Below are 22,937 nucleotides of genomic sequence, written 5' to 3' on the forward strand. Positions count from 1 at the left end.
TTCTTCTTGGTCTACGTGTCATAAAATACTCCATATATTGATGTTTATAACATCATTTGGGGAGCAAAATATCACTTATAAGTGTTGTTCAAATTTCCTGATCCACCTCTGGGACACCTTAATTTATCAAAGAATTTATTAAAGTGTCCAACTTGAATGAGAATGGATGTTCAATTAAGTATTGATTTTGCAAATTTTTAATAAGCTTTGCTATTTCATGTCATCTAACATTTCTTGAACTGTTTTTTGAGGTGAGACAAGTAATTCATGAATAGTCCTTTGATGTGCTGAATATACTAGTCTTGCCATATCAATGTAGTATTTGTAGGTGGTTTCTAAATCCTCATGTCCCATCTGATTCTTTAATGCTTCAGCAAAAGCTGCATAAAGAACCTCTGAGGAACTATCGAGAAGCTTTTCCTTAAAAAACTCAAGTGCAAACATAGTGGGCCACCAATGCCTAGCTTCATAAAATGTAATTTTTTCTCTAAAGTCTGGATAAAATTTCATTGCTCTTAATTTGGCATCATTTGAGCGTTTGGAAATCATTGTTGGCGTTATAGGTTTCCCCACTTTATTTAAAAACAAGATTGATGGTGGGCACTCAATTCCATATTTTTCTCGATATAATTTTCTTCTTTCATTGTAAAAAGGCTTGATATAAGTATTATCTAATTCTTTAAGATCTTTGATATTAATTCTGACAGTTCGAAGCTTTTTCCCTTTGCCTATTACTTCGAACCCGATGGTGGGATTATCTTTATCCATCTCAGAATATGGCATTATATGTTTATTCTCTCCATTTCCAAGGTATGGGAATTGGACAAGTTCTATAGGACGCATACCAGTGCCAAGAGACAGCTTAAACAAGGCAGAGTAGGCGGGATCAGTATAAGCATTAATCAAAGCCTTTATCTCTTCATTTGTAATAAGAGACTTTGAAGAGCTCTGTCGTCTTTCTTTATCTAGAACTTTTATATTTTTCGCATCTATAACCTGTTTAGCTGTTTGTTGAATATAATTAAGCATTCTTTGATTTTTGAAATTAGCAATCCAATTCTTATGCTCTATAGATACATTAGTGACGTATCCAGAATTATGTAACCATTTGAAATAATGTAAAATAATTTTTGCATCTTCAAAAATCGTCTTTGAAGTAGGTTTATTAGACTGTTTTTGTACTCTTTTTATTTGACGATAAATTTGCCATTTTCTGATGTCACGGTTATCAGTAAGAACATGATATTTGCTGATCTCAATATCCCGGAACTTTTCATCTGTAGATAAATATGAATAAAATTGAGCTAAGATATTTGCATACCGCTTGGATGTGTTAATTGCTCTATTTGTTTCGTAGTATAGAAATAAATTAGGATGGCTAAGTAATATTTCTTTATCACCAGGAAGTATAGCTTTTAAGACAAAATGCTGACTATCATTAAGTGTATCGACGCTTTTATATTCGATCAGTATGGACTGTATTGTTATCATTAATCCCCCTGATTTATTCGATATTGGCATACTTTATCAAAACCATCCTGTACTGAAGGTATGAATGGTTTATCAGCTGCCTGAAATTCAGAATTAGGGATATTTCTGAAAAAAAATTGACGTTGTGATTTAGTGATTGCCTCTGAATCTGAATGTGGAATGTAGATTTGTACTCCTGATTGGTTGTTTAGTTTTTTCAAGATTAATTTTAATTCTGATCTTGAGTGGATGGGAAGTCTGACAAATAAATGAAAGGTATCGGAATTAAATACATAATTTTGGACAAATTTATTAAAACTGCATAGATACCTTTCCATAAATATGATAACAACTACTTTTCTATTAACTGAAAGTTTATTCAATTTTGTTATTATGCGATTAATAGCACTATCTTTTTCATCTTCGAAAGTGTCAATATTGTCAGTATCTTTATAATTTTTAAAAATCGATTCAAAATTTTCTTCTAAGACTTCAAATTTAGCAGAGAAAGAGGGGATTGCAGAATTAGTACTTTGCATTATTTGTTGTTTACTTAATTCATTCTGTAAAGTATTGATCTTCTCTAGTAGTTTGTCGTTGTGTAAGCTTTGCTTCTGCAACTGTAATCTAATAGCATCTGCATCAAATGAAGTAAGATCATTGTTCATTAATGAAGTTGTCATATTATTTTTTATTTTAGCTATTTCTTTACTATGGACTTCTTCTAACCCATTAAGTTTATTCTGAAGTTCAACAATTTTTGATTGGTAGCTAGATAATAATTTGTCGGAAGAAATTTCCTCCTCACCCTTAATTAATTCACTAATAGGTTTTTCACCGTTCATATAGGGTTTCAAATCAGAATAATATCGATTAAATGATTGTCTAGATATATCTACAATTGTACAGATATCCTGTATTTTTAATTTAACACTAGGATTTTTTACATTTTCTTCAATGATAGCATTAACAATTTTAGATCTTGTTGTTGAACTCATAATTGTACCACTTCCATTTTTAGAGCCTTTTTAACTTTGTGATGATTCATATCTAAGGTTTCTAGATGTTTTTCATTCGCTGCAAGTTTTTTACGGATCATTGCCTCTGCTTTCTGGCCAATGTTATCAGTTGACTCTAAAACACAGTGATAGAAGTTGATGTTGTCGGAGATAGCTTTCCTCGATTTTTCAAGGACAACGCAATATTGACAATCCAATTGACAATTATTCACATCAGGAGTTAAAGAAGTTCCCAAATTGTCTTTTTCTAAAAGGCATGGAAGTAGGTCATCCTTTTCTATTTCGCCACTATAAATACAATAGGAGCCTAAAGCAGATCTGTGGATAAACCAAATCTCTCCACTAGAAAGCATGTGTGATACATAATTCATAATTTGAAGTTTAAGTTGTTTTCCAACAAATTTTTCTGGAATTGAGATCATTGTATTTGCAATTCTTTCGGCTAATTTCCCTGAATAAGACTCATCTCTAATATTGCGTACTACCTCATGAAAATCCTCAGTAAAATGTACTTCAATAGCTTCTGCAATTGCATTAACCATAAAAGGATTTCTAGCTATATATTTCAGAGTCATGGCATAGCTTTCATGTCCAAACAGCATTCGGATTAAATCGATATTTTTTTCACTTCTATTAATTAATATTTCAGCTACTGTTTTTCTAAACCGATGAGTATGAGGACTTTCGATTCCAGTAAATTGTCTAATTTCATTCGTGATGAGCTTAATTTGTCCGCTTGTGAAATTATTTAGTACTTTTCTGCTTTTGTTTGACTGAAATAAATAACCTTCCTTATTAAAATTAGATAAGCTTTTTAAATGTTTAAAACAATCTATGCAGTTACCGATAAAATAAGGAATAGGCATTACTTCGGTTTCACCCTGATAATTTGGGTCATTGGTGGTTTTAAATCTTGTAATATTTATCCAATATTCATCATTTTTATCTTTGTAGGTATCGTCTAGCATGATTTGCCCAATTTCTCTTGCTCTCATTCCTACAGTAAGACCAACTAAGATAAACAAAGCATTCCTAACATGATCTAAAGCTATTGCATATTGATTTTTCCATGTATATACGTAGGGCTTACTATGGCTTTGAAGGCTAGTTTTTTGAAAACTTCTAATGCTAGACATTACATTTATTCCATTAATTGTAATGTTTGTAAGTCTTTCAAATTCTTCGTTTGGTGCCCATGAATAGAATGGAGCATGGCTGGTATTTGATAAATCTAGGCCATCAATATAATCACGTACTTTTATCAGTTCTGGTAATGCAATTTCGAGCCAGAATAATGAATACTCCATTAATTTTGAGAGTTCATCCTCAGAAAATGGCAGCCAAGTAGATAATGTACCCTGAAAATGATTAAGAACATCCTTAGATCGGCGTTTATTATCAACAGATATTGGATTTATCTTTAGTCTGTAATTCTCCGGTATGGCTTCTTGATGAGATAATGATAACCATAATCTAATGATACGAAATAGGTCACAATAATGACTTGGAGTGTCTTGATTGTTTTTTGCTCTATCGAGTGCATCGTTTAATATAGCTGGACTAATACAATCTATATCAGAAGGGTCATCTGGAGATAAATGATTATAGTGAAAAATATAGGATAGAAAGAGGTTAAAAGTTGAATTATAAGATCTAGTAGTGGCGTAACTTCTAATGTTGCCAAATGCGCAAAAATCTGGGATTACGTAATATAATAATGCACGTTTTAAGCCATTGTATTTTGTATCTTCTTTTCTGAAGTTGATTTTTACAGGGTTGCTACCAGTGGGAAATTCAAGTAACCATACATCATCTTTATATGAAGAATAGTCAGAAATAGGAAAGTCTTGATCAGGATATTCACTTAGTTTTATAGATAGTGAAATAACTGAGCTAGATATTCTCCCTCCAGTGGTTTGTAAAACATGATTGAATTCTTCACTAGCAGCCTCAGCTTGATCCTGCAGCAACGATTCAGTGGTAAAATATTCATCAAGATCAAGCATAATCATCCTCAAAAATTACTTTCAAATCATTTAAGTTTCTAGGTAACAGAGGCGCATTTTTTCTTTGGTACCGTGCGGATTGTTTAATATGATCATCATCATTCCAGTTATCTAGAATTGACTCAATAATCAATTTTTCTTCAATCAATGTTGAATCAGGCTGATATATATCGCTCATTGAATCTTCTAGATGTTGTAGTCGTTCCATTAGATAAGGAACAGATTCTTCAAAAAGGCGAATTTGTTTGCAGAAAATACAATTTTGAATTGAATAACATTTTTTTCCCTCAGGAATCTCATTTTCTGAGCCGATCCATGTTGGTTCATATTGATTAGAACACCCCCATAAAGAATTTTTTTGTCCTGGAATATGGAAAATTTTTAATCCTAGATTTGTAGTCGCATTTTGATTAGCTTGTGTTCCGATAATTCCTTTAAATTCTCGATGCCTAAGTAAAGTTACGATTTTTTCTTGTTCAATCCTTAAACGTTTTACTCTATCTTGTTTTGCTATACCAGAATTGTCGTAATATCGGTCTGTAGTATCTTTGGTCGTATGTCCTTGTATCAGTCTAATAACTGTTAAAGGAAGTTTTTTTCGTTTATTTTGCATCCACGTAATGCGAAGTCTTAAAGTAAGATCACCAATTGCTGAAATTTGCTTTCCATGTTCTTTAATTTCATGCTTGTTAATAAAATGTTTAATTGCGGTTTGAAAAGCTTTATTCTGAGATAATGAAGTATGTCTTCCTCCTTTAGAAACCCAGTCAGCCCAATATCTAAGGCATATAAATAGAGGGTTTAAATCCTCTTCTTTATGGTGCATAGGGATATAATCAAACGAATACTCCTGAAGAGGTGCTGTAATCTTTTTTGCTAATTGAATAATATTATAGATCGAATATCTATCATCTTTGTTGCTAGGAGCTATAAACTCCTTTGAACTACTGTAGGGAAGATTAGAATCTTGGCTTCTATGTTTTTCTGAAAATATAATAGACTGGTTTTCACTCAAAGTTCCACTTAATACATGCTCATAATTGTTAGGGTCAATTGATAAAATAGTCTCTTTATTCCAGCCAGTTTGAATTGCTAGCATTAAGTAGATTGCAGCTGCATCAATCATAGATGGAAAATACATTCCTAAAAAAGCATCCCAATTGTCTATTTCAGGGTGTTTAAATTTAGATTGAGCACGAGATATACGTAATATTAATAGTTGAATAATATCCTCACACTCTCCCTTATTTATGCAAGAGTCAGCCGCATATTTGACATTAATTTCATCTAAAGTCTTATGCATTGGATAGCCGTTAGCAATTAATGTTTTTAATCCTCTTGCAACATCGAAATTCCAGTGTCTTAATCCAAACCCTTGTTGTTTCCTTAGCTGTTGAATTTCTTTAGAGGTATCTATTAATTCTTTATCTCTTTCATAAATAGCTTTGAATTTATCAATCATTATAGAATTAGGCTGATTCATTAATTCTAAAAGTTCAGGATCGATACATTTTTTTAATTTTATAGGTAGGCTTTGTACCGTAAGTTTACTAATAATTTCTTTATTGAGTATCATCTCATACCATGCGAAAACACGCTCTTTAGTCATGGGTGGAGTTATGTCTAAATGAGCTTCTGATAAGGTATATGGCTCTACCTGATTAACTTTTTCAATAAAGTTTACTTTTTCGTAAAGTCGATTTATTTCTAATTTTAATGCATTAATTAAATCATTATAACAAGTTTCATCTAAAGGTTCTGTTGGCTTGCTCTTGGTTTTAAAAGCAGTGACATTAGGTAATAAAGGTATTGGTATTAACATTGTGTTTTGAGCAAAATCTACAATTGCTGATTTAAGCTTTGAGGGAAGCTCTAGGCTTAATTTATTTTTTTGACAATATCTTATATAGGCTCTAAAAATTTCCGAGTGTACTTTAGCAAGATTGTCTATTTTTAGTCTGTCAGGCTGCCTCTCATTATATTTATTTATAAATTCAAAGAATGTTTCAATTGCTTGAATTAGGAGATAAGCAGATGAAGAAATTCTATCCTTAGAGTGAAAAAGGAACATTCTATGCAAATCAAAGCAAAGTTTATTATCAAGATCAAAACCTTGAAGGTTTAAATATCTAGCCTTTATAACATGACTAGAAGATGTTTCAACTGATCTAATCCCCCGAATATTTATATCATTCACGATTAATTTTTTCCCATTCCTTTTCAACGAGTAATTCTAAATCCATTAAGGAACCATTGTTATAAATAATAGTATCCCCGCGTTTGATTTCTATTCCTTTTTCAGAAGAATGGTTTATAACTTTTGCAGCATTATCTCGCTGAACGTGCCATATTGTACCGTTATGAGAACGAATAAAATCAGCTTCATTCTCAAATCGAATATCTTTGATTATTACAATATTTTTTTTGCCGTAGATGGGTATTTCTTTTGACGGAAGAACCAAAGGTCTTTTAGATCTTAAAAAGTGATAATTACTAAATTCTTTGAGGGCATGATCCTGAAGAAATTCGATCATTTCATTTGGTGTCATGTCCCAATATTTGATTTTTTTATTTAATAATGAAGGGTTCCAGGACTCTTCTTGAGTAATTCCAAAAATAGCTTGCGCTGCTAACTTAAATGGAGCTTTAGGATCAGTGAAGTCAAGTTGTGATTTATCAGGTTCATTAGTTTTATATTGGTTGAAAGCCAAATTTGCTCTTAATAACCAATGATCTGAATTTAACTCTCTCAGCCAATCAGTTCCAACTGTTTGAAAAAACTTTCTAGGTGACCATCCCCAATGAAGGATTACTTCTTCTTTTATATTATCATGCCAAGTCTCTGCATCAGTTAACCCAAATAAAATTTGGCATCCAATTTTAAGCGGGTCGGCTAAAGCATATGTGGTTACACCTTCATGTTTTAATAACATAGAAGCTACTGTGTCTTTACCTGATCTAGCTACAGCTGCAAGTCCAATGATTTGCGTCATTTTTAATTTGATTCCTAATACCTAAGCTCAATTACTATAAAACATCTCTAAGCTAGATTCTTTTAGACTTTAAAGAAGTTCATCATTTCGGTAATACTTGTATAGTTTACATTATATAGTATTAGGATATAACTACTTTTGTTTACAAATTAATATAAAGGAATATAAGATGCCAGCTTTGCCTATCAATGTGCAGGTCGGGGTCTGAGCGAAACCAAGTTGCAGTTACTGAATGACCACTTTGTCGCACGCATGCCGGACATTACCTTTTGGCTAGAGGCACCGATTGAACTGGGGATGAACCGAGCACGTGAACGTGGTGCGCTGGATCGCTTTGAACAGGAAAAAGTCACTTTCTTTGAGAAAGTGAGAGCGGGATATGAAACTTTATGGCAACGTCATCCTGAACGGATCAAACGTCTGGATGCAACTCAAACGCCTGAGCAGGTATTTGAGCAGGCCTTAAGTTATTTAAAATAAGCTTGGAATTAAAATACTTTTTATTTAATTTTTCTCTAGGTTTATCTGTGAAGAATCTTCTATATTAAGACTGATATAGAAGATTTTTTTAATAAGATGAAAACGACCAAAACAGAGATAGAACAATTTTTACAACAAGAATTTCCACAAAGCCTGGAGAAGTGCCGGATTGAAGCCATTTCTCCGCGTGGAGCCACTCTACTTTATCAGGTGAGATCAGAGGAGTTGCGTCCAGGCGGTACCGTTTCTGGTCCAACCATGATGACCTTGGCGGATTTTGCTCTTTATGTCGCCATTCTGGGTGAAATTGGATTGGTCGGTTTGGCCGTGACCACTAACTTGAATATCAATTTTTTACGTAAACCTTCTGGTGGAACGGATATACGGGGAGAATGTAAGCTGATCAAGGTCGGCAAGGCACTGATCGTGGGAGAAGTCTGGATTTATTCGATAGATCATGAAGAACCTGTGGCGCATGTGACCGGAACATATTCAATTCCACCACAACGTTAAATATTTGAAATTAGAAGACTGGCTATAAATAGCCTAAGCTGACTTTGAGCAAATAAAAATCTAAAAAGAAAAGGAGATATCATCCAAGGATGTTATCTCCATCGACTTTTAACAATTCACCAAAGGTGTTTCCACTTCAAAATTTGGTGGGACGAGGACTGTTTTGCGTAGTTCTGGTAGCAGCTCTGGATAATCCAGGGTGAAATGCAGACCGCGAGATTCTTTGCGGTGCATGGCACAGCGTACAATCATCTCGGACACCAGCACCAGATTACGTAACTCAATCAGATTTTTGCTGACCTGGTAATCCTGATAATACTCGGTAATTTCTTTTTTCAGCATTTCAATACGATGTAATGCACGTTCCAGACGCTTCGTCGTGCGTACGATTCCGACATAGTTCCACATGGTTTGACGCAGTTCATCCCAGTTTTGCAGAATCACCACATCCTCATCCGGGTTGGTCACCTGAGAATCATCCCAAGCTGGGACTGCAGGAGCTGGCTGATCGGCCTTGAAATTTTCCTGAATGTGCTTGGCTGCACTCATTCCATAGACAAAACATTCTAAAAGTGAGTTACTGGCCATACGGTTAGCACCATGCAGGCCAGTATAAGAGGTTTCCCCAATTGCATAGAGTCCGACAATATCAGTCTGACTGTTTTCATCGACCACGACGCCACCGCAAGTGTAATGGGCTGCCGGAACGACTGGAATCATGTCTTTGGTAATATCGATCCCTAGTTCAAGCAAACGGGCATACAGAGTCGGGAAATGCTCTTTGACAAAGCTTTCATCTTTATGGGTAATGTCCAGCCAGACATGACGAATACCGAGACGCTTGATTTCATAGTCGATGGCACGTGCCACAATATCACGCGGTGCGAGTTCGGCGCGTTCGTCAAAACGCAGCATAAAGCGTTCACCATCAGGCAGGCGCAGATAAGCGCCTTCGCCACGCATTGCTTCAGTAATTAGGAAAGAACGTGCTTGTGGATGATACAGGCAGGTCGGATGAAACTGGTTAAATTCCATATTGGCGACCCGGCAGCCGGCACGATAGGCCATGGCAATACCATCACCTGTGGCAATGTCCGGATTTGAGGTGTAAAGATAGGCTTTCATGGCACCGCCACAGGCTAGCGCGGTAAATGGTGCCAAGAAGGTATGCACTTTTTCAGTTTTTTCATCCAGTACATATAAACCCAGCGCGCGATTATCGCCGTCTAACCCCAGCTTTTGTGAACAGATCAGGTCAATCGCAATATAATTTTCAAAAATTTTAATATTCTGTTTTTCTTGAGCACGTTGTACCAGAGTAGTGGAAATGGCACGACCAGTCGCATCGGCCGCATGAATAATTCGGCGCTGTGAATGACCACCTTCACGGGTGAGATGTAATTGTTCCTGTTCATCGAGGGTAAATTGAACGCCATGTTTCAGCAGGAAATCAACCGAGGGTTTGCCACCTTCTACCGTCTGTTTAACCGCATCCATTTCACACAGTTGCACACCTGCAATCATAGTGTCATCAATATGTTGTTCAATCGAATCCATTTCATCCAGTACTGCGGCCACGCCACCTTGAGCATAAAAAGTGCTGGCATCTGTCAGGGTAGATTTCGCCAAGACTGCAATATTAAAATGATCTGGGAGCGATAAGGCTAAACTTAAACCAGCACCGCCACTGCCCACAATAATGACGTCAAATTGATGGGTAAGGGATAAATTAGACATGTCCATCAGCTAATTTTAAAAAAGTTTGGTAATAACAGCGCTTTTTTGTACAAAAGGCAAGCATTGAAGTGCTCATTTATTGATGAAAAAAATTAATCAAAGCCTTAACTTAATGCTTTAATAATGAGATATTGCCCAGAATAAAGTATTGAAACATATTATTACTTAAACTTTACAGTGTTTGTGATAAAACCTATTTACATAAATTTATCAATAATTTGAGTGAATAATTTATATGAAAATTCTAGACTTAAAAAAAGGATTATTTGCAGCCACTCTCACCATGAGTGCTGCACAGTTGCAGGCTGTAACGCCGGTTGATTTTTCAAATCTGGTCGAGCAGGTCAGTCCTGCAGTGGTCAGTGTCAATGTCGTTAAAAAAATGAGCGAAGAAGAGCTCTTACAACAACAAGTGCCGGAAATTCTGCGCCGCTTTTTTGGCAATCAGGTGATTATTCCGCAGCAGCGTATGCCACAGGAAAAAACCGGTTATGGCAGTGCATTCTTTATCAGCAAGGATGGCTATCTGCTGACCAATCATCATGTGGTTGAAGATGCTTCCAAAGTCACCATTACCCTGAATGACCGTCGGGAAATTGATGCCACTGTTGTTGGGAGTGATGCACGAACTGACGTAGCTTTGCTTAAAGTTAATGGCTCGAATTTTCCAGAATTACGGACAGGGGATGTAGGACGCTTACGTGTTGGTGAGCCTGTACTCGCAATTGGTTCGCCATTTGGTTTTGATTATTCAGCTTCTGCCGGAATTGTCAGTGCCAAAATGCGTAATATGATGGGTGAAACTGCAGTACCTTTCATTCAGACAGATGTAGCATTGAACCCGGGTAACTCAGGTGGCCCTCTGTTTAACCAGCGTGGTGAAGTAGTCGGTGTCAACTCACGGATCTTTAGTGGAACCGGTGGGTATATGGGCTTATCCTTTTCGATTCCGATTGATGTGGCAATGGAAGTTGCAGATCAACTGAAGAAGAATGGTAAAGTGACCCGCTCTTATCTGGGCGTAAGTTTACAGGATATCGACCGTAACCTGGCCGAATCTTATAACCTGCCTAAACCAGAAGGTTCTCTGGTAACTCAGGTTGCACCAAACTCTCCGGCTGCACGTGCAGGTCTGCGTGCCAGTGATGTCATCTTGAAATACAACGGTACCCCAATTTCACGTACCAGTGAACTGTTGAACTATCTGAACCGTACTGCACCTCAGCAGCAGGTACAACTTGAAATCTTACGTGATGATAAACGTCGTAGTATTACAGCGACTTTAAGCGCGGCACCAGATGATACGCCAGCAAAAGCAGGCACACAGGCTCAACCAAACAAAGGGCCAGTGATCGGGGTTTCAATTCGTGACCTCAGTCCAGCAGAGTTAGCGAGTCTGGAAATCAAAGGTGGTGTGGTGATTCAGGATGTACGTCCGGGTGGTATTGCAGCACAGGCACGAATTATGCCGAATGATGTGATCACTCAAATTAATAACCAGACAGTACTGAACTCAAATCAGTTTGTACAAGAGGTGTCTGAACTGAAAAAGGGTAGTATCGCGCGTGTCACCTTGATTCGTCAGGGGCAGCTTGCGGTGGTCGGGATGCGTATCTCATAAAATTGCTAGATTTTCTTGAAAAACCGCTTGTAGAAGCGGTTTTTTATTTTTTGCAATTTACCTTAGCGATAAATTCGGTAGACTCTATAGCCTTAAAAATCATGGAAAGGATAAGAGCAAAGTGAGCGGTATTTTTGATCTTGCATTAAAGGTTCAAGCCAAACATATTGATGGATTGGGCCATGTGAACAATGTGATCTATGTGCAATGGATGCAGGATGTCGCCACAGCCCATATTGAAAAGCTGGGATTGGGATTGAAGGAATATGTGGCACTGAAACATGCCATGGTGGCGGTTGAACATCAGGTGCAATATCGCAAGGCCGCTTTCGAAGGCGATGAAATTATTTTGCGAACCTGGCTCAACGATATCAACGCGCTGTATTCATTTCGACAATATGCATTCTATCGGCCACAGGATCAAACCCTATTATTTACCGGAAGTACGCAATGGGCCTGTATTGAAATGGCCACAGGGCGCCCAAAACGCATGTCACCAACTTTTACCCAGGCTTATCAGCCACTTTCAGAACATGTAAATCCTTTTGATTTTTCAACTTTACATCTGGATTAATGAGACAACATTTTCCAGTTTGATCAGTACATCTGGATAATATTGGGAAAGAAGTGGAGTTGGGGAGCTATTTTCTAATCATGGTGATCCAGACTTCATCTGACTGAGGTGTACGCGACCTAGAGAATAAAGGAAAAAATATAATTCTTTTTCTAGATCACCATTCTGCTATAATCCTTCGCAATTTCTATTCGGCTTTTGTTATGTAATATTTTTAAATTACATAGCGTGTTTTTTCTCAAGGTAACCCATGGCGCAAGCTAAAAAATCTGTTGATATTAAAAACATTCGTAACTTCTCGATTATTGCGCACATTGACCACGGTAAATCGACTCTAGCGGATCGATTTATTCAAACCTGTGGCGGTTTGCAAGATCGTGAAATGCAGGCTCAAGTCCTTGACTCAATGGAGCTTGAGCGCGAACGTGGGATTACCATTAAAGCCACTTCGGTAACCTTGTACTATACTCATCCTAATGGTCAAGAGTATCAGTTGAACTTTATTGATACGCCGGGGCACGTCGACTTTTCGTATGAAGTCTCACGCTCCCTTGCTGCCTGTGAAGGTGCCTTGCTGGTTGTAGATGCTGCGCAGGGCGTAGAAGCACAGTCTGTTGCTAACTGCTATACCGCAATTGAACAAGGTCTGGAAGTACTTCCGGTACTGAACAAGATCGACTTGCCGCAAGCTGAACCTGAACGTGTCATTCAGGAAATTGAAGACATTATCGGGATTGAAGCCACAGAAGCGCCGACCTGTTCTGCAAAAACAGGTTTGGGTATTGAAGGTGTGCTTGAAACACTGGTCAATGTAATTCCTGCACCTGAGGGTGATCGCGAAGCGCCGTTACAAGCGCTGATTGTGGATTCATGGTTTGATAACTACCTTGGTGTAGTTTCTTTGGTTCGGGTCAAGCAGGGGCGTGTGCGTAAAGGCGACAAAATGTTGATTAAATCAACCGGTCAAACGCATATCATTACTTCCGTGGGGATCTTTAACCCGAAACATACTGAAACCGGTATGCTGGAAGCGGGTGAAGTTGGCTTTGTGATTGCTGGTATTAAAGATATTTTCGGCGCACCGGTTGGTGATACGATTACTCTGGCAGCGACACCTGAAGTGGCAACATTACCGGGCTTTAAAAAGGTGAAACCGCAGGTTTATGCCGGTCTATTCCCGATTGATGCCAGCGATTTTGAACCTTTCCGTGAAGCATTGCATAAACTGCAAATCAATGACTCGGCCTTGTTCTTTGAACCTGAAAGTTCAGATGCGCTCGGTTTTGGTTTCCGCTGTGGTTTCTTGGGCATGCTGCACATGGAAATCGTACAGGAGCGTCTGGAACGCGAGTATGATCTTGACCTGATTTCTTCTGCGCCAACCGTAATTTATGAAGCGGTGATGAAGAATGGTCAGACGATTTATATCGACAGTCCATCCAAAATGCCGGATGGTTCAACGGTTGAAGATTTACGTGAACCGATTGCTGAGTGTCATATTCTGGTACCGCAAGAATACTTGGGTAACGTCATGACGTTATGTGTTGAGCGCCGTGGTGTGCAAAAAGACATGAAGTTTATGGCGAATCAGGTTTCCATTACTTTCGAAATTCCAATGGCCGAAGTGGTCATGGACTTCTTTGATAAATTGAAGTCTTGTTCACGTGGTTTTGCATCACTGGACTATAACTTTGTCCGTTTTGAAAGCTCATCTTTAGTCAAAGTAGATGTCTTGATCAATGGGGAAAAAGTCGATGCCTTGGCGATGATCTGTCACCGTAATGATGCACGTCATCGTGGTATTGCGCTGGTTGAAAAAATGAAAGACCTGATTCCACGTCAAATGTTTGATGTGGCGATTCAGGCTGCAATTGGTGCACAAATCATTGCCCGTTCGACTGTAAAAGCGATGCGTAAAAACGTATTGGCGAAGTGTTATGGTGGTGACGTGTCACGTAAGAAAAAACTTCTGTCTAAACAGAAAGAAGGTAAGAAACGCATGAAACAGGTGGGTAGTGTAGAAATCCCGCAAGAAGCGTTCTTAGCCGTATTAAAAGTCGAACGCTAAAATAATAAGGATATAAGCCCATGGATTTTGATTTTAATTTGATTCTTGTGCCTGCGACCCTGTTTTTTGTTGCAGTGTGGTTGCTAGACAAGTTTGTTTTGAAACAAAGACAAACCCGAGGCAAAGGCCATGAGAATTTCATTATCACCTGGGCTTATGACTTTTGGCCGGTACTGACGATTGTGCTGGTACTGCGTTCGTTTTTATATGAACCTTTTAATATTCCATCCGATTCGATGGTGCCGACGCTGGAAACCGGTGATTTTATTCTGGTGAATAAATTTGACTATGGCATCAAACTGCCTATGGTCAATACCAAAATTATTGATACCGGCAGTCCAGAACGTGGTGATGTAGCGGTATTTCGTTATCCACCGCAACCGACTATCAGTTATATCAAGCGTATTGTCGGCTTGCCAGGCGATCATATTGTTTATGATCATGGCCAGTTGAGCATTAATGGTGAAAAAGTAGCGAAAGTTCCAGTAGAATTTAGCCGCGAAAAAGACCGTTTAGATACACCGACAGCTATTTATCATAAAGAAACCCTGGGCGAGCATACTTTTACCATGCGTGAGCTGGAAGGGGTGAATGTTGCTCGTCAGGCACCTTATATTAACTATCTGGAAAATGGTAAATATTCAGGTGAAAATGGTTTATATTGGGAAGTAACAGTGCCAGAAGGTCACTACTTTGCGATGGGGGATAATCGCGATCAGAGTGCTGACAGTCGTTTCTGGGGGCTTGTTCCGGAAGAAAACTTAACAGGTCGTGCCTTCTATATCTGGATGCATAAAGAACCTGGCTTTAAATTGCCATCGTTTGGTCGAAACGGAACAATCGATTAATTGTTTCAATCAGGAAAATAAAAATGAGACATCAACAAGGTGCTTCTTATATTGGGGTTTTATTTGCAATCGTGGGCTTTGCATTTCTTGCAAAAGTGGCGATTGCGGTGTGGGGACCATACTTCGATGATCGTATGGTAGATGGTGAGATTGAGGCGCTGTTAAAAAGTGCTCCAGCCAATATAACGCCAGAAAAATTCCGTCAACAGATGAGTCAGCGTTTAGAAATGAATAATATTCGTGATCTAAAGTTTGACGAAATTGCCAAAGTCACCAATACCGATGGTTTACAGGTGCACAAGAGTTATGAAATTCGTAAAAATTTCATAATGAATATCGATTTAGTGATGAAGTTTGAGAAAGAGTTTGATCAAAGCACAGTCAAAGCTAAATGATGAACGTCTTGCCAAACGGATCGGCTATCAGTTCAAACAGGCTGATTTGCTGAAACTGGCATTGACTCATCGTTCAGTCAGTCATAAACACAACTACGAGCGCCTGGAATTTCTGGGCGATTCTCTTTTAGGGATGATCATTGCGAATTATCTTTTTAATGCCTATCCAAGCGAAAATGAAGGCCGGTTAACGCGTATGCGTGCGACCCTGGTTCGTCAGGAAGCATTAGGAAAAATCGCCAATGATTTAAAACTGAGTCAGAATTTAATTCTCAGTACCGGTGAATTGAAATCTGGTGGTCATCATCGTGAGTCTATACTGGCAGATACGGTAGAAGCGATTATTGGCGCAATCTATGTCGACTGCGGTGATCTCACCGTGCTAGAACCGATTGTGTTAAAATGGTACGAACCATATTTAGATCATATTGAGCCGACAGATCAGCTTAAAGATCCTAAATCTCGCTTACAAGAGTATTTACAAGCACGTAAGAAACCTCTCCCAGTTTACGAGGTTGTAGATATTCAAGGTGATGCACCCAATCAGCATTTTAAAGTGGAATGCCAGATTGCGGGATTGCCGACCATGCAAGGCGAAGGCGCGAGCCGGCGTTTTGCTGAACAAGCCGTTGCGGCGGATATTTTGAAACTTTTGGAGCATAAGTCTTAATGACTACTCATTCCGATCACATTGATGCTGATCACGAGTCGCAAAGCGACAGTCACGACCTTATTAGTCAATTTTTTAGTGCACAAGGCACCGAGATCCCATCGGATTATCGTAGTGGTTTTGTTGCCATTGTAGGTCGCCCGAATGTGGGTAAATCTACCTTAATGAACCATATTCTGGGTCAAAAACTTTCGATTACCTCACGTAAACCACAAACTACACGTCATAAAATCGTGGGGATTGATTCACGTGAAAAATCTCAGGCGGTATTTGTCGATACACCGGGGATGCATAAAAAAGAAGTCCGTGCCATCAATAAAATGATGAACCGTGCGGCACATTCGGCTTTACGCGATGTGAACCTGGTTTTATTCGTAGTGGATGCACAAAAGTGGACGCCAAATGATGACCTGGTTCTGGAAAAGCTGAAAAATGCTGAAATGCCAGTGATTCTGGTGATCAACAAGCTCGATACTTTTGAAAACAAGAACGAAGCTTTGCCGCTGATTCGTGAACGCGAAAAGCTGATGAACTTTGCGGAAATCGTACCGGTATCTGCGCTTCGTGGTGCCAATCTTGAACATTTACGTGACACGATTGCCAAGTATCTTCCGTTCCAGCCACCACTATACTCACTGGATCAACTGACCGATCGTTCAGAGCGTTTCCTGGCGTCTGAAATTATCCGTGAAAAGATCATGCGTCAGCTGGGTGAAGAGCTTCCATACGATTTGACCGTTCAGATCGAATCATTCAAAACTGAAGAGCCGGTCTTGAATGAAAAAACGGGTCGTATGAAAGCTGCCTGTACCTATATTGATGCCACGATTTTTGTCGATCGTCCGAGCCAAAAAGCCATTGTGATTGGCGAGAAAGGTGTCAAACTGAAGAAAATCGGTATGGATGCGCGTCTCGACATGGAAAAAATGTTCGAACAGAAAATCATGTTAACCCTTTGGGTGAAAGTCAAAGGTGGCTGGTCTGATGATGAACGTGCATTAAAAAGCTTAGGTTATAGTGATATCTAAGCGATAAGCTTGATAAGACCCTTCGAGGAATCTGTGATGATGAAAGTGTTGGCAGTGGTTGCATGTGTTTTATTTCTGCAAGGCTGTATTCATAAAGTGGTCACGGTTCCTGTCAAGGTGGCTTATAAAACCACAAAAGTCGCAGTGAAAGGTACAGCGGCTGTTGTGGGCGCAGTGATCCCGGATGGGGATGACGAAGAAGATGATAAAAAATCAAAAAAAGATAAGGATTAAAGTACCCGCTTATGCGTAACGAAGTACTGCATGGCTATCTGATTCATCATCGTAAGTACCGTGAACGCAGTCATATTGTGCATTTATTTACCCAAGAATATGGCAGGGTAGACGGCATTCTCAGGCAAATGCCACCACCGCAATATCAGCCCATTCGTTTGCAAGCTTCAGGTAAATCCGAACTCAAAAATTTTACTAAACTGGAAATTGTCAATCAGCCGATTTTCTTTTTTGGCGATGCCTTTTTTTCGGGTTTTTATCTGAATGAAATCCTGTTGCGGTTATGTCCTTTAGAAGTCGAAATGCCGCAAACTTTTGCCAAATATGCTGAGACCTTAACTGCATTACAGCAATTATCCGTACAATCTAATCCAAATTTATATTTAAAACAGATCTTGCGCCAGTTTGAGCATGTTTTGCTGGAAGAACTCGGTTATGGTCTGGATTTTTCGGTAGATGCCAATCAGGCGCAGATTGATCCACAACAGCACTATTATTTTCAGCTCAATGCTGGCTTTATGCCATCGGCCAAAGCCTTACGCTCCACCCTATCCGGTCAACAGATTTTAAGCATGTTGACGCATGAAAATGGTGGGGATTTTAATCCGGAACAGTTACAATTACTGACGAAACTGTATCGACAGGTGATCACGGCCTTGCTTGGTGATCGACCATTAAAAAGTCGACAACTCTGGATTCAAAACTCTCAATCTCAATCGTAGTTAGGAAAAGATTATGGCTGCATTACTTGGTGTCAATATTGACCATGTCGCAACATTAAGACAAGCACGTGGTACGACGTACCCAGACCCAGTCAATGCTGCATTGATCTGCGAACAGGCAGGGGCAGAAGGCATTACCTTGCACTTGCGTGAAGACCGTCGTCACATTCAGGATGACGATGTGCGTCGTATGCGTCCTGCGTTAAAAACCCGTATGAACCTTGAGTTGGCGGTAACAGATGAAATGATCGCCTTTGCCAAGGAAATCAAGCCACAGCATGTTTGTTTTGTTCCTGAAAAACGTCAGGAAGTGACCACTGAAGGTGGTCTGGATGTCGTGGGTAATTTTGATGCTGTAAAAGCCGCGACTCAAGAGCTGGCAGCCATTGGTTGTGATGTATCTTTATTTATTGATGCTGATTTTGCACAAATTGATGCAGCAGTTGCTTGTGGTGCACCGACGATTGAGATTCACACAGGCGCCTATGCCGATGCAGAAACTCCAGAAGCGCAACAGGCGGAACTTGAACGTATTATCAAAGGTGCTGAATATGCTGTATCTAAAGGTCTGGTGGTGAATGCAGGTCATGGTTTAAATCTGGATAATGTAACGCCAATCGCCGCGATTCCGCAGATTCATGAGCTCAATATTGGTCATTCTTTAATTGCGGATGCGGTATTTGTCGGTCTGGCACAAGCGGTTCAGCAAATGAAAGCCGTGATTAAGTCAGCGCGTTAAGATTAGAGTAATTATGTCGAATATTAATTATGATGAACTGATGCAGCCAGTGATTGCTTTCCTCGGTTGTGAAACACCGCAAGCATGGCTAGATATGGCGGTCGAAAATCTTGAAATCTTAATGCAAGATCATGCCAACTGTGAAAAAAAAGCAGCTAGCACTGCCATGAACCTGATGTTCCGCTATAGTTATTTTGTTGATCTACAGGTGAAGCTTGCGCAGCTGGTACGTGAAGAAATGCTGCATTATGAGCAAGTACTTGAATTGATGAACAAGCGCGGTCAGGCTTGGCAGAACTTGAGTGCAGGGCGTTATGCTGGTGGTTTACGCAAAGAAATCCGGACTTTTGAACCTGAAGCCTTGATTGATGTCTTGGTGATTGGTGCCTTTGTGGAAGCACGTTCCTGTGAGCGTTTCTACGCACTTGCTTCGCGTGTTGATGATGAGTTAGCACGTTACTACCGTTATCTGCTCAAGTCCGAATCTCGCCATTTTGAAGACTATCTGGCTTTGGCGATGGATGTGGCAACCACGGCGAAACTGAAAAATCCGAAAGAGGATATTCAGGAGCGAATCTTGCATATTCGTGAAGTTGAAAAACAGCTAATTCTCGCGCCTGATGAAACTTTCCGTTTTCATAGCGGTGTGCCGGCTCAAGCGGCTTAATCTCGGTGACAGCTTAAAAATCCTCCATCTATGGGGGATTTTTTATATCTCGAAATTTTAAAAGAGGGGTATTTATATATCGAGTTTTATGAGGGATTGAAAATAATTATTTATTTTAAATATTTGAAAATAACAAGCCGTCAAATTTTAAGTAATAAAAAAGCCCACTTCATTATGAGTGGGCTTTCTTGAATTTGGCTCTCCAACCTGGGCTCGAACCAGGGACCTGCGGATTAACAGTCCGTCGCTCTACCGACTGAGCTATTGGAGAATCTGAAAGCGATTATAGAGAGATTTTGACAGGGGTCAAGTAAAAATTATCATATTTATTATAAATACAGCCTGTCTGTTTTTAATTTAGGCAATTGCATAAATTTCACGAAAAATACTTGTCAGAATAAATTTCACTTGCTAGATTAAAACCATAAAGTCGTTTGACCAAATGGTCAAACAGTGTGGATTTAAACCTACTTGCCAGCACAAAAATGGCTAAACCGGAGACAGCGAATGAATACGCTCAGCATCCCTCAAATTTTCTCTCAACTGGCTTATTATCAAGAAAACTATCTGCAAATTATTGCTGATCCTGCACAGTATTATATCCCGGTTAAAGACGCTCATATCACGCTATGGCCCTTGGCGCAAAAATCACTTTATTTAGGTGATTTGCTGCAATTATGGTTTGCAGAAAAATGGTTGGTAGAAACTGAACGTCAATTTAACTTTGAAGTTTTCCTGAATGCAGACTATCTGAAAGAGCGAGACAAAGATCTTTATATCTATGCCATTTCTGGGAATCTTTTGACGGGAACCAATCAGTCTAAAGCGTGGCAAGCCTCAATAACACAAACACAAGATGTGGAATTAGCCAATGTTTCCAAGCATTATTTTGAGTTTCAAGGCTTAACTCGACCACGCTTGTCATTTGTTGAAGCGGGGCAGGCGAAAAGCAGTATTATTTAAATGAATTACCTGATGAGTTGTGCAGGCTAGCAATTTCATTCAGTCCGAATAATCATACAGGTCGCAGTGGCATGAGCATACAGGCGACCTTCTTCATCCAGAATCTGACCTTCAGAAATACCTAAATTTTTACTGAGATTAATTGATTTTCCTACGGCTTTCAGTGGCTGATTCTGAGGTATAGGGCGGCACATCTTTACATTCAGATCAATGGTGCCATAACCGACACCTGCTTCAAGTAAAGTATGAATCGCGCAGCCTGTCACGGTATCCAAAACGGTTGCAGCAAAACCACCATGGACGCCGCCAAGCGGATTTAAATGTCGATGATCAGCTTTGACCTTAAATTCTACATGTCCGCTTTCAATCACTGCTGGTTGCATCGACATGGTTTCGCTAATACTTGGGGCCGGGATTTTTTCATCACGCATCGCTTCCAGTAATGCTAAACCGCTCATTTCTTTTGGGTTCATTGTACTTTTCCTTTCATTATTCTTGAGTTATTGAGGTTTAATTCAAAATTGTGACATCGATAATAGCAATCTGGTATAGGAATGGCGGATTATTTTGTAAGAAGTGCATTGCCTGCACCTGAGTAAAATCATTTTTATAAAAAATAAGAAATAGAATAATTTATGGCACGATACTGGTATACATTTCTAATGAAATATCTCAGATCTAAATAATCTGCCAAAAAAAACGAATCTTATAAAAGAATTAAAAAATCGAGTGATAGGGTGATGAAACAGTTTCTGCATCTTTGGGTGCCTATTTTTCTCAGTAATGCCATTATTATGCTCAGTAGTTTGTTCGACGTGATTTTTCTATCACATTTTTCACCTCAGCATGTGGCTGCATTGGCAGTCTGTTTGTCTGTTTATTCTTTGTGCTTTGTGACGGGTATTGGGGTGTTACAGGGCATGATGCAAGAGCTGGCAGAAGCCAATGGACGTCAGGATTATGCGGATATACAACGTATCGTGAAGCAAAGTATTTTGATTGTACTGGTGATTTCTGCTGTTGCGATGTACTTGTTTAATCATGCGACTCCTTTACTTTATTTTTTAAAGGCAGATGCGGCCTTACAGGCATTGATTGTGCCATGTCTGTGGCTGTTGGCTTGGACGATTCCAGCGCATTTATTGTTGCGTATTTTATATATTTTCACCCAAGCCTGTGGGCAGGCTAAGCGTGTGTTTTACGCCAATATGATCTATTTACTGCTCAAAGTGGCTTTGGCTTATGTCTTGATTTATGGCATTGAGGGTTATGTTACAAGCTATGGGGTTGAAGGTGCATTCATGGCACATTTAATTGTGCAGTGGGTACTGTTGTTTGTTTACTATTTTTTCTTCCTTGAGCAGAAGTTAAAGATCCAGTGGTCTGGTGTTTTCTTTCACTGGCAGACTTTGTTGAAAATTTTAAAAATTGGATTGCCCAATGCGGTGGTGACTTTTGTGGATGTATTTGCCATCAGCGCGATTGCTTTGCTGATCTTGCCTTTGGGTGACATTGTAGTGAATGCACATTAGGTGATGCTTGGTTTATTGGGCCTGATGTTTATGTTGCCGATGTCGATGGCATCCGCCTTCGGTATTTTGGTGTCGACTAAAATCGGTGCGGAGCAGATTGATGCTGCATGGCAACTCAGTAAGCGGGCACTGATGGCTGTGATGCTAATAGCTATCGTTGTCGTATTGACTATTTGGGGCTTAGATAGTTGGATTGTGGGGTTATTTAGCAATGATGCGCAGGTGATTGCATTAGCCTTGGCATTGATCTTGTTAATGTGTTGGATGCATATCTTTGATGCGCTACTGGTGATTAGTTTGGCAATGCTACGTTGCTGGCGTGAAATTGTCAGACCAATGTTTATTTTTATCAGTACGGTGTTGGTCGTGGGCTTAGAGGGTAGTTGGTATGTGGCGTATCATCCAATGACACTGTTCAATTGGCAAAGCAATGCATTAGGGATTCATGGGTTTTGGTGGATGTTGAGTATTGCGTACACGATTGCAGCAAGTCTATGTTTTGTTTGTTTGCTCATTAAATACTTGAGCTATAAGCGAATACGACGTAAGCGTCCGCTGAACACACCTTATGAATTCGTCCTATAAGCCTTAATTTAGTCCCCACTTAAAAACAAGTGGGGACTAAAATTTATGACTACAAATCACCAGACATCCATCG

General features: G+C 39.3%; 22 protein-coding genes, 1 tRNA gene and 1 pseudogene. 16 read left to right on the top strand and 8 right to left on the bottom strand.

Annotated elements, in window-relative coordinates; all coding sequences use genetic code 11:
• Positions 1–210 precede the first annotated feature (210 nt).
• From WFH18_RS12550 to WFH18_RS12570, 5 genes are read right to left on the bottom strand one after another with little or no spacing between them, the layout of a single operon-like run.
• Positions 211–1,491: a tyrosine-type recombinase/integrase gene (locus WFH18_RS12550; RefSeq protein WP_138743293.1), complete on the bottom strand. Its 1,281-nt coding sequence runs from the start codon at positions 1,489–1,491 to the stop codon at positions 211–213.
• Positions 1,491–2,468 carry a hypothetical protein gene (locus WFH18_RS12555; protein WP_138743294.1) on the bottom strand — a complete coding sequence of 326 codons (978 nt, stop codon included), beginning with the start codon at positions 2,466–2,468 and terminating at the stop codon, positions 1,491–1,493. The genes WFH18_RS12550 and WFH18_RS12555 overlap by 1 nt, the downstream gene beginning before the upstream one ends.
• Positions 2,465–4,495: a tyrosine-type recombinase/integrase gene (locus WFH18_RS12560; RefSeq protein ID WP_167513711.1), complete on the bottom strand. Its 2,031-nt coding sequence runs from the start codon at positions 4,493–4,495 to the stop codon at positions 2,465–2,467. Before WFH18_RS12560 ends, WFH18_RS12555 begins: the two co-directional genes overlap by 4 nt.
• A complete protein-coding gene (locus WFH18_RS12565) occupies positions 4,488–6,692 on the bottom strand; it encodes a hypothetical protein (RefSeq protein ID WP_336754967.1) in 2,205 nt (734 codons plus the stop codon). The genes WFH18_RS12560 and WFH18_RS12565 overlap by 8 nt, the downstream gene beginning before the upstream one ends.
• Entirely contained in the window at positions 6,685–7,488 is an 804-nt protein-coding gene (locus WFH18_RS12570) for a deoxynucleotide monophosphate kinase family protein (RefSeq protein WP_138742587.1), read from the bottom strand. Before WFH18_RS12570 ends, WFH18_RS12565 begins: the two co-directional genes overlap by 8 nt.
• Before the next feature lie 168 nt (positions 7,489–7,656).
• On the opposite strand from WFH18_RS12570, the pseudogene WFH18_RS12575 reads away from it, so the two are divergent.
• Together WFH18_RS12575 and WFH18_RS12580 are read left to right on the top strand one after the other, a co-directional pair.
• Positions 7,657–7,968: pseudogene (locus tag WFH18_RS12575) on the top strand (dTMP kinase); the annotation flags it as partial.
• 96 nt (positions 7,969–8,064) lie between these two features.
• On the top strand, positions 8,065–8,481 hold the full coding sequence (locus WFH18_RS12580; RefSeq protein WP_164542957.1) for a PaaI family thioesterase: 417 nt from the start codon (positions 8,065–8,067) through the stop codon (positions 8,479–8,481).
• A 108-nt stretch (positions 8,482–8,589) separates the two neighbouring features.
• Here the strand turns inward: WFH18_RS12580 and nadB are convergent, their stop codons facing one another.
• Positions 8,590–10,224: an L-aspartate oxidase gene (gene nadB / locus WFH18_RS12585; RefSeq protein ID WP_164542956.1), complete on the bottom strand. Its 1,635-nt coding sequence runs from the start codon at positions 10,222–10,224 to the stop codon at positions 8,590–8,592.
• A gap of 229 nt (positions 10,225–10,453) precedes the next feature.
• Between nadB and WFH18_RS12590 the strand changes: the two genes are divergently transcribed.
• The 11 genes from WFH18_RS12590 (at position 10,454) to WFH18_RS12640 (ending at position 19,784) form a co-directional block, all read left to right on the top strand.
• Entirely contained in the window at positions 10,454–11,839 is a 1,386-nt protein-coding gene (locus WFH18_RS12590) for a Do family serine endopeptidase (protein ID WP_164542955.1), read from the top strand.
• Between the two features lie 121 nt (positions 11,840–11,960).
• Positions 11,961–12,413, top strand: a complete 453-nt coding sequence (locus tag WFH18_RS12595) for a thioesterase family protein (protein WP_181953440.1) — start codon at positions 11,961–11,963, stop codon at positions 12,411–12,413.
• 250 nt (positions 12,414–12,663) lie between these two features.
• Positions 12,664–14,481 (top strand): translation elongation factor 4, encoded by a 1,818-nt coding sequence (gene lepA, locus WFH18_RS12600; protein ID WP_004731667.1) that lies wholly within the window; start codon positions 12,664–12,666, stop codon positions 14,479–14,481.
• Between the two features lie 20 nt (positions 14,482–14,501).
• Entirely contained in the window at positions 14,502–15,329 is an 828-nt protein-coding gene (gene lepB, locus WFH18_RS12605; RefSeq protein ID WP_004731666.1) for a signal peptidase I, read from the top strand.
• Positions 15,330–15,352: 23 nt separating this feature from the next.
• Positions 15,353–15,724 carry a DUF4845 domain-containing protein gene (locus WFH18_RS12610; RefSeq protein WP_004731664.1) on the top strand — a complete coding sequence of 124 codons (372 nt, stop codon included), beginning with the start codon at positions 15,353–15,355 and terminating at the stop codon, positions 15,722–15,724.
• Entirely contained in the window at positions 15,696–16,394 is a 699-nt protein-coding gene (rnc, locus tag WFH18_RS12615) for a ribonuclease III (protein ID WP_004279062.1), read from the top strand. The genes WFH18_RS12610 and rnc overlap by 29 nt, the downstream gene beginning before the upstream one ends.
• Positions 16,394–17,422: a GTPase Era gene (gene era / locus WFH18_RS12620; protein WP_004279061.1), complete on the top strand. Its 1,029-nt coding sequence runs from the start codon at positions 16,394–16,396 to the stop codon at positions 17,420–17,422. The genes rnc and era overlap by 1 nt, the downstream gene beginning before the upstream one ends.
• A 36-nt stretch (positions 17,423–17,458) precedes the next feature.
• On the top strand, positions 17,459–17,656 hold the full coding sequence (locus tag WFH18_RS12625; RefSeq protein ID WP_004645619.1) for an NF038104 family lipoprotein: 198 nt from the start codon (positions 17,459–17,461) through the stop codon (positions 17,654–17,656).
• Positions 17,657–17,667: 11 nt separating this feature from the next.
• Positions 17,668–18,378 (top strand): DNA repair protein RecO, encoded by a 711-nt coding sequence (gene recO / locus WFH18_RS12630; RefSeq protein WP_004731661.1) that lies wholly within the window; start codon positions 17,668–17,670, stop codon positions 18,376–18,378.
• Positions 18,379–18,391: 13 nt separating this feature from the next.
• Positions 18,392–19,117, top strand: a complete 726-nt coding sequence (pdxJ, locus tag WFH18_RS12635) for a pyridoxine 5'-phosphate synthase (protein WP_004731660.1) — start codon at positions 18,392–18,394, stop codon at positions 19,115–19,117.
• Positions 19,118–19,130: 13 nt separating this feature from the next.
• Entirely contained in the window at positions 19,131–19,784 is a 654-nt protein-coding gene (locus WFH18_RS12640; RefSeq protein ID WP_004279057.1) for a tRNA-(ms[2]io[6]A)-hydroxylase, read from the top strand.
• Positions 19,785–19,979: 195 nt separating this feature from the next.
• Here the strand turns inward: WFH18_RS12640 and WFH18_RS12645 are convergent.
• Positions 19,980–20,055 (bottom strand) — tRNA-Asn (locus WFH18_RS12645).
• Positions 20,056–20,291: 236 nt separating this feature from the next.
• Here WFH18_RS12645 and WFH18_RS12650 point away from each other — a divergent pair.
• Positions 20,292–20,747 carry a hypothetical protein gene (locus WFH18_RS12650; RefSeq protein ID WP_004731657.1) on the top strand — a complete coding sequence of 152 codons (456 nt, stop codon included), beginning with the start codon at positions 20,292–20,294 and terminating at the stop codon, positions 20,745–20,747.
• A 35-nt stretch (positions 20,748–20,782) separates the two neighbouring features.
• Here WFH18_RS12650 and WFH18_RS12655 read toward each other — a convergent pair whose 3' ends face one another.
• Positions 20,783–21,220, bottom strand: coding sequence for a PaaI family thioesterase (locus WFH18_RS12655; protein ID WP_004279054.1), 438 nt, complete (start codon positions 21,218–21,220; stop codon positions 20,783–20,785).
• Between the two features lie 267 nt (positions 21,221–21,487).
• On the opposite strand from WFH18_RS12655, the gene WFH18_RS12660 reads away from it, so the two are divergent.
• Both WFH18_RS12660 and WFH18_RS12665 read left to right on the top strand, forming a co-directional pair.
• On the top strand, positions 21,488–22,279 hold the full coding sequence (locus WFH18_RS12660) for an MATE family efflux transporter (protein ID WP_253147576.1): 792 nt from the start codon (positions 21,488–21,490) through the stop codon (positions 22,277–22,279).
• 3 nt (positions 22,280–22,282) lie between these two features.
• Positions 22,283–22,864, top strand: coding sequence for an MATE family efflux transporter (locus WFH18_RS12665; RefSeq protein ID WP_228277095.1), 582 nt, complete (start codon positions 22,283–22,285; stop codon positions 22,862–22,864).
• Positions 22,865–22,937 lie beyond the last annotated feature (73 nt).

The organism is Acinetobacter sp. USHLN143, assembly GCF_037145695.1.
Lineage (GTDB): Bacteria > Pseudomonadota > Gammaproteobacteria > Pseudomonadales > Moraxellaceae > Acinetobacter > Acinetobacter fasciculus.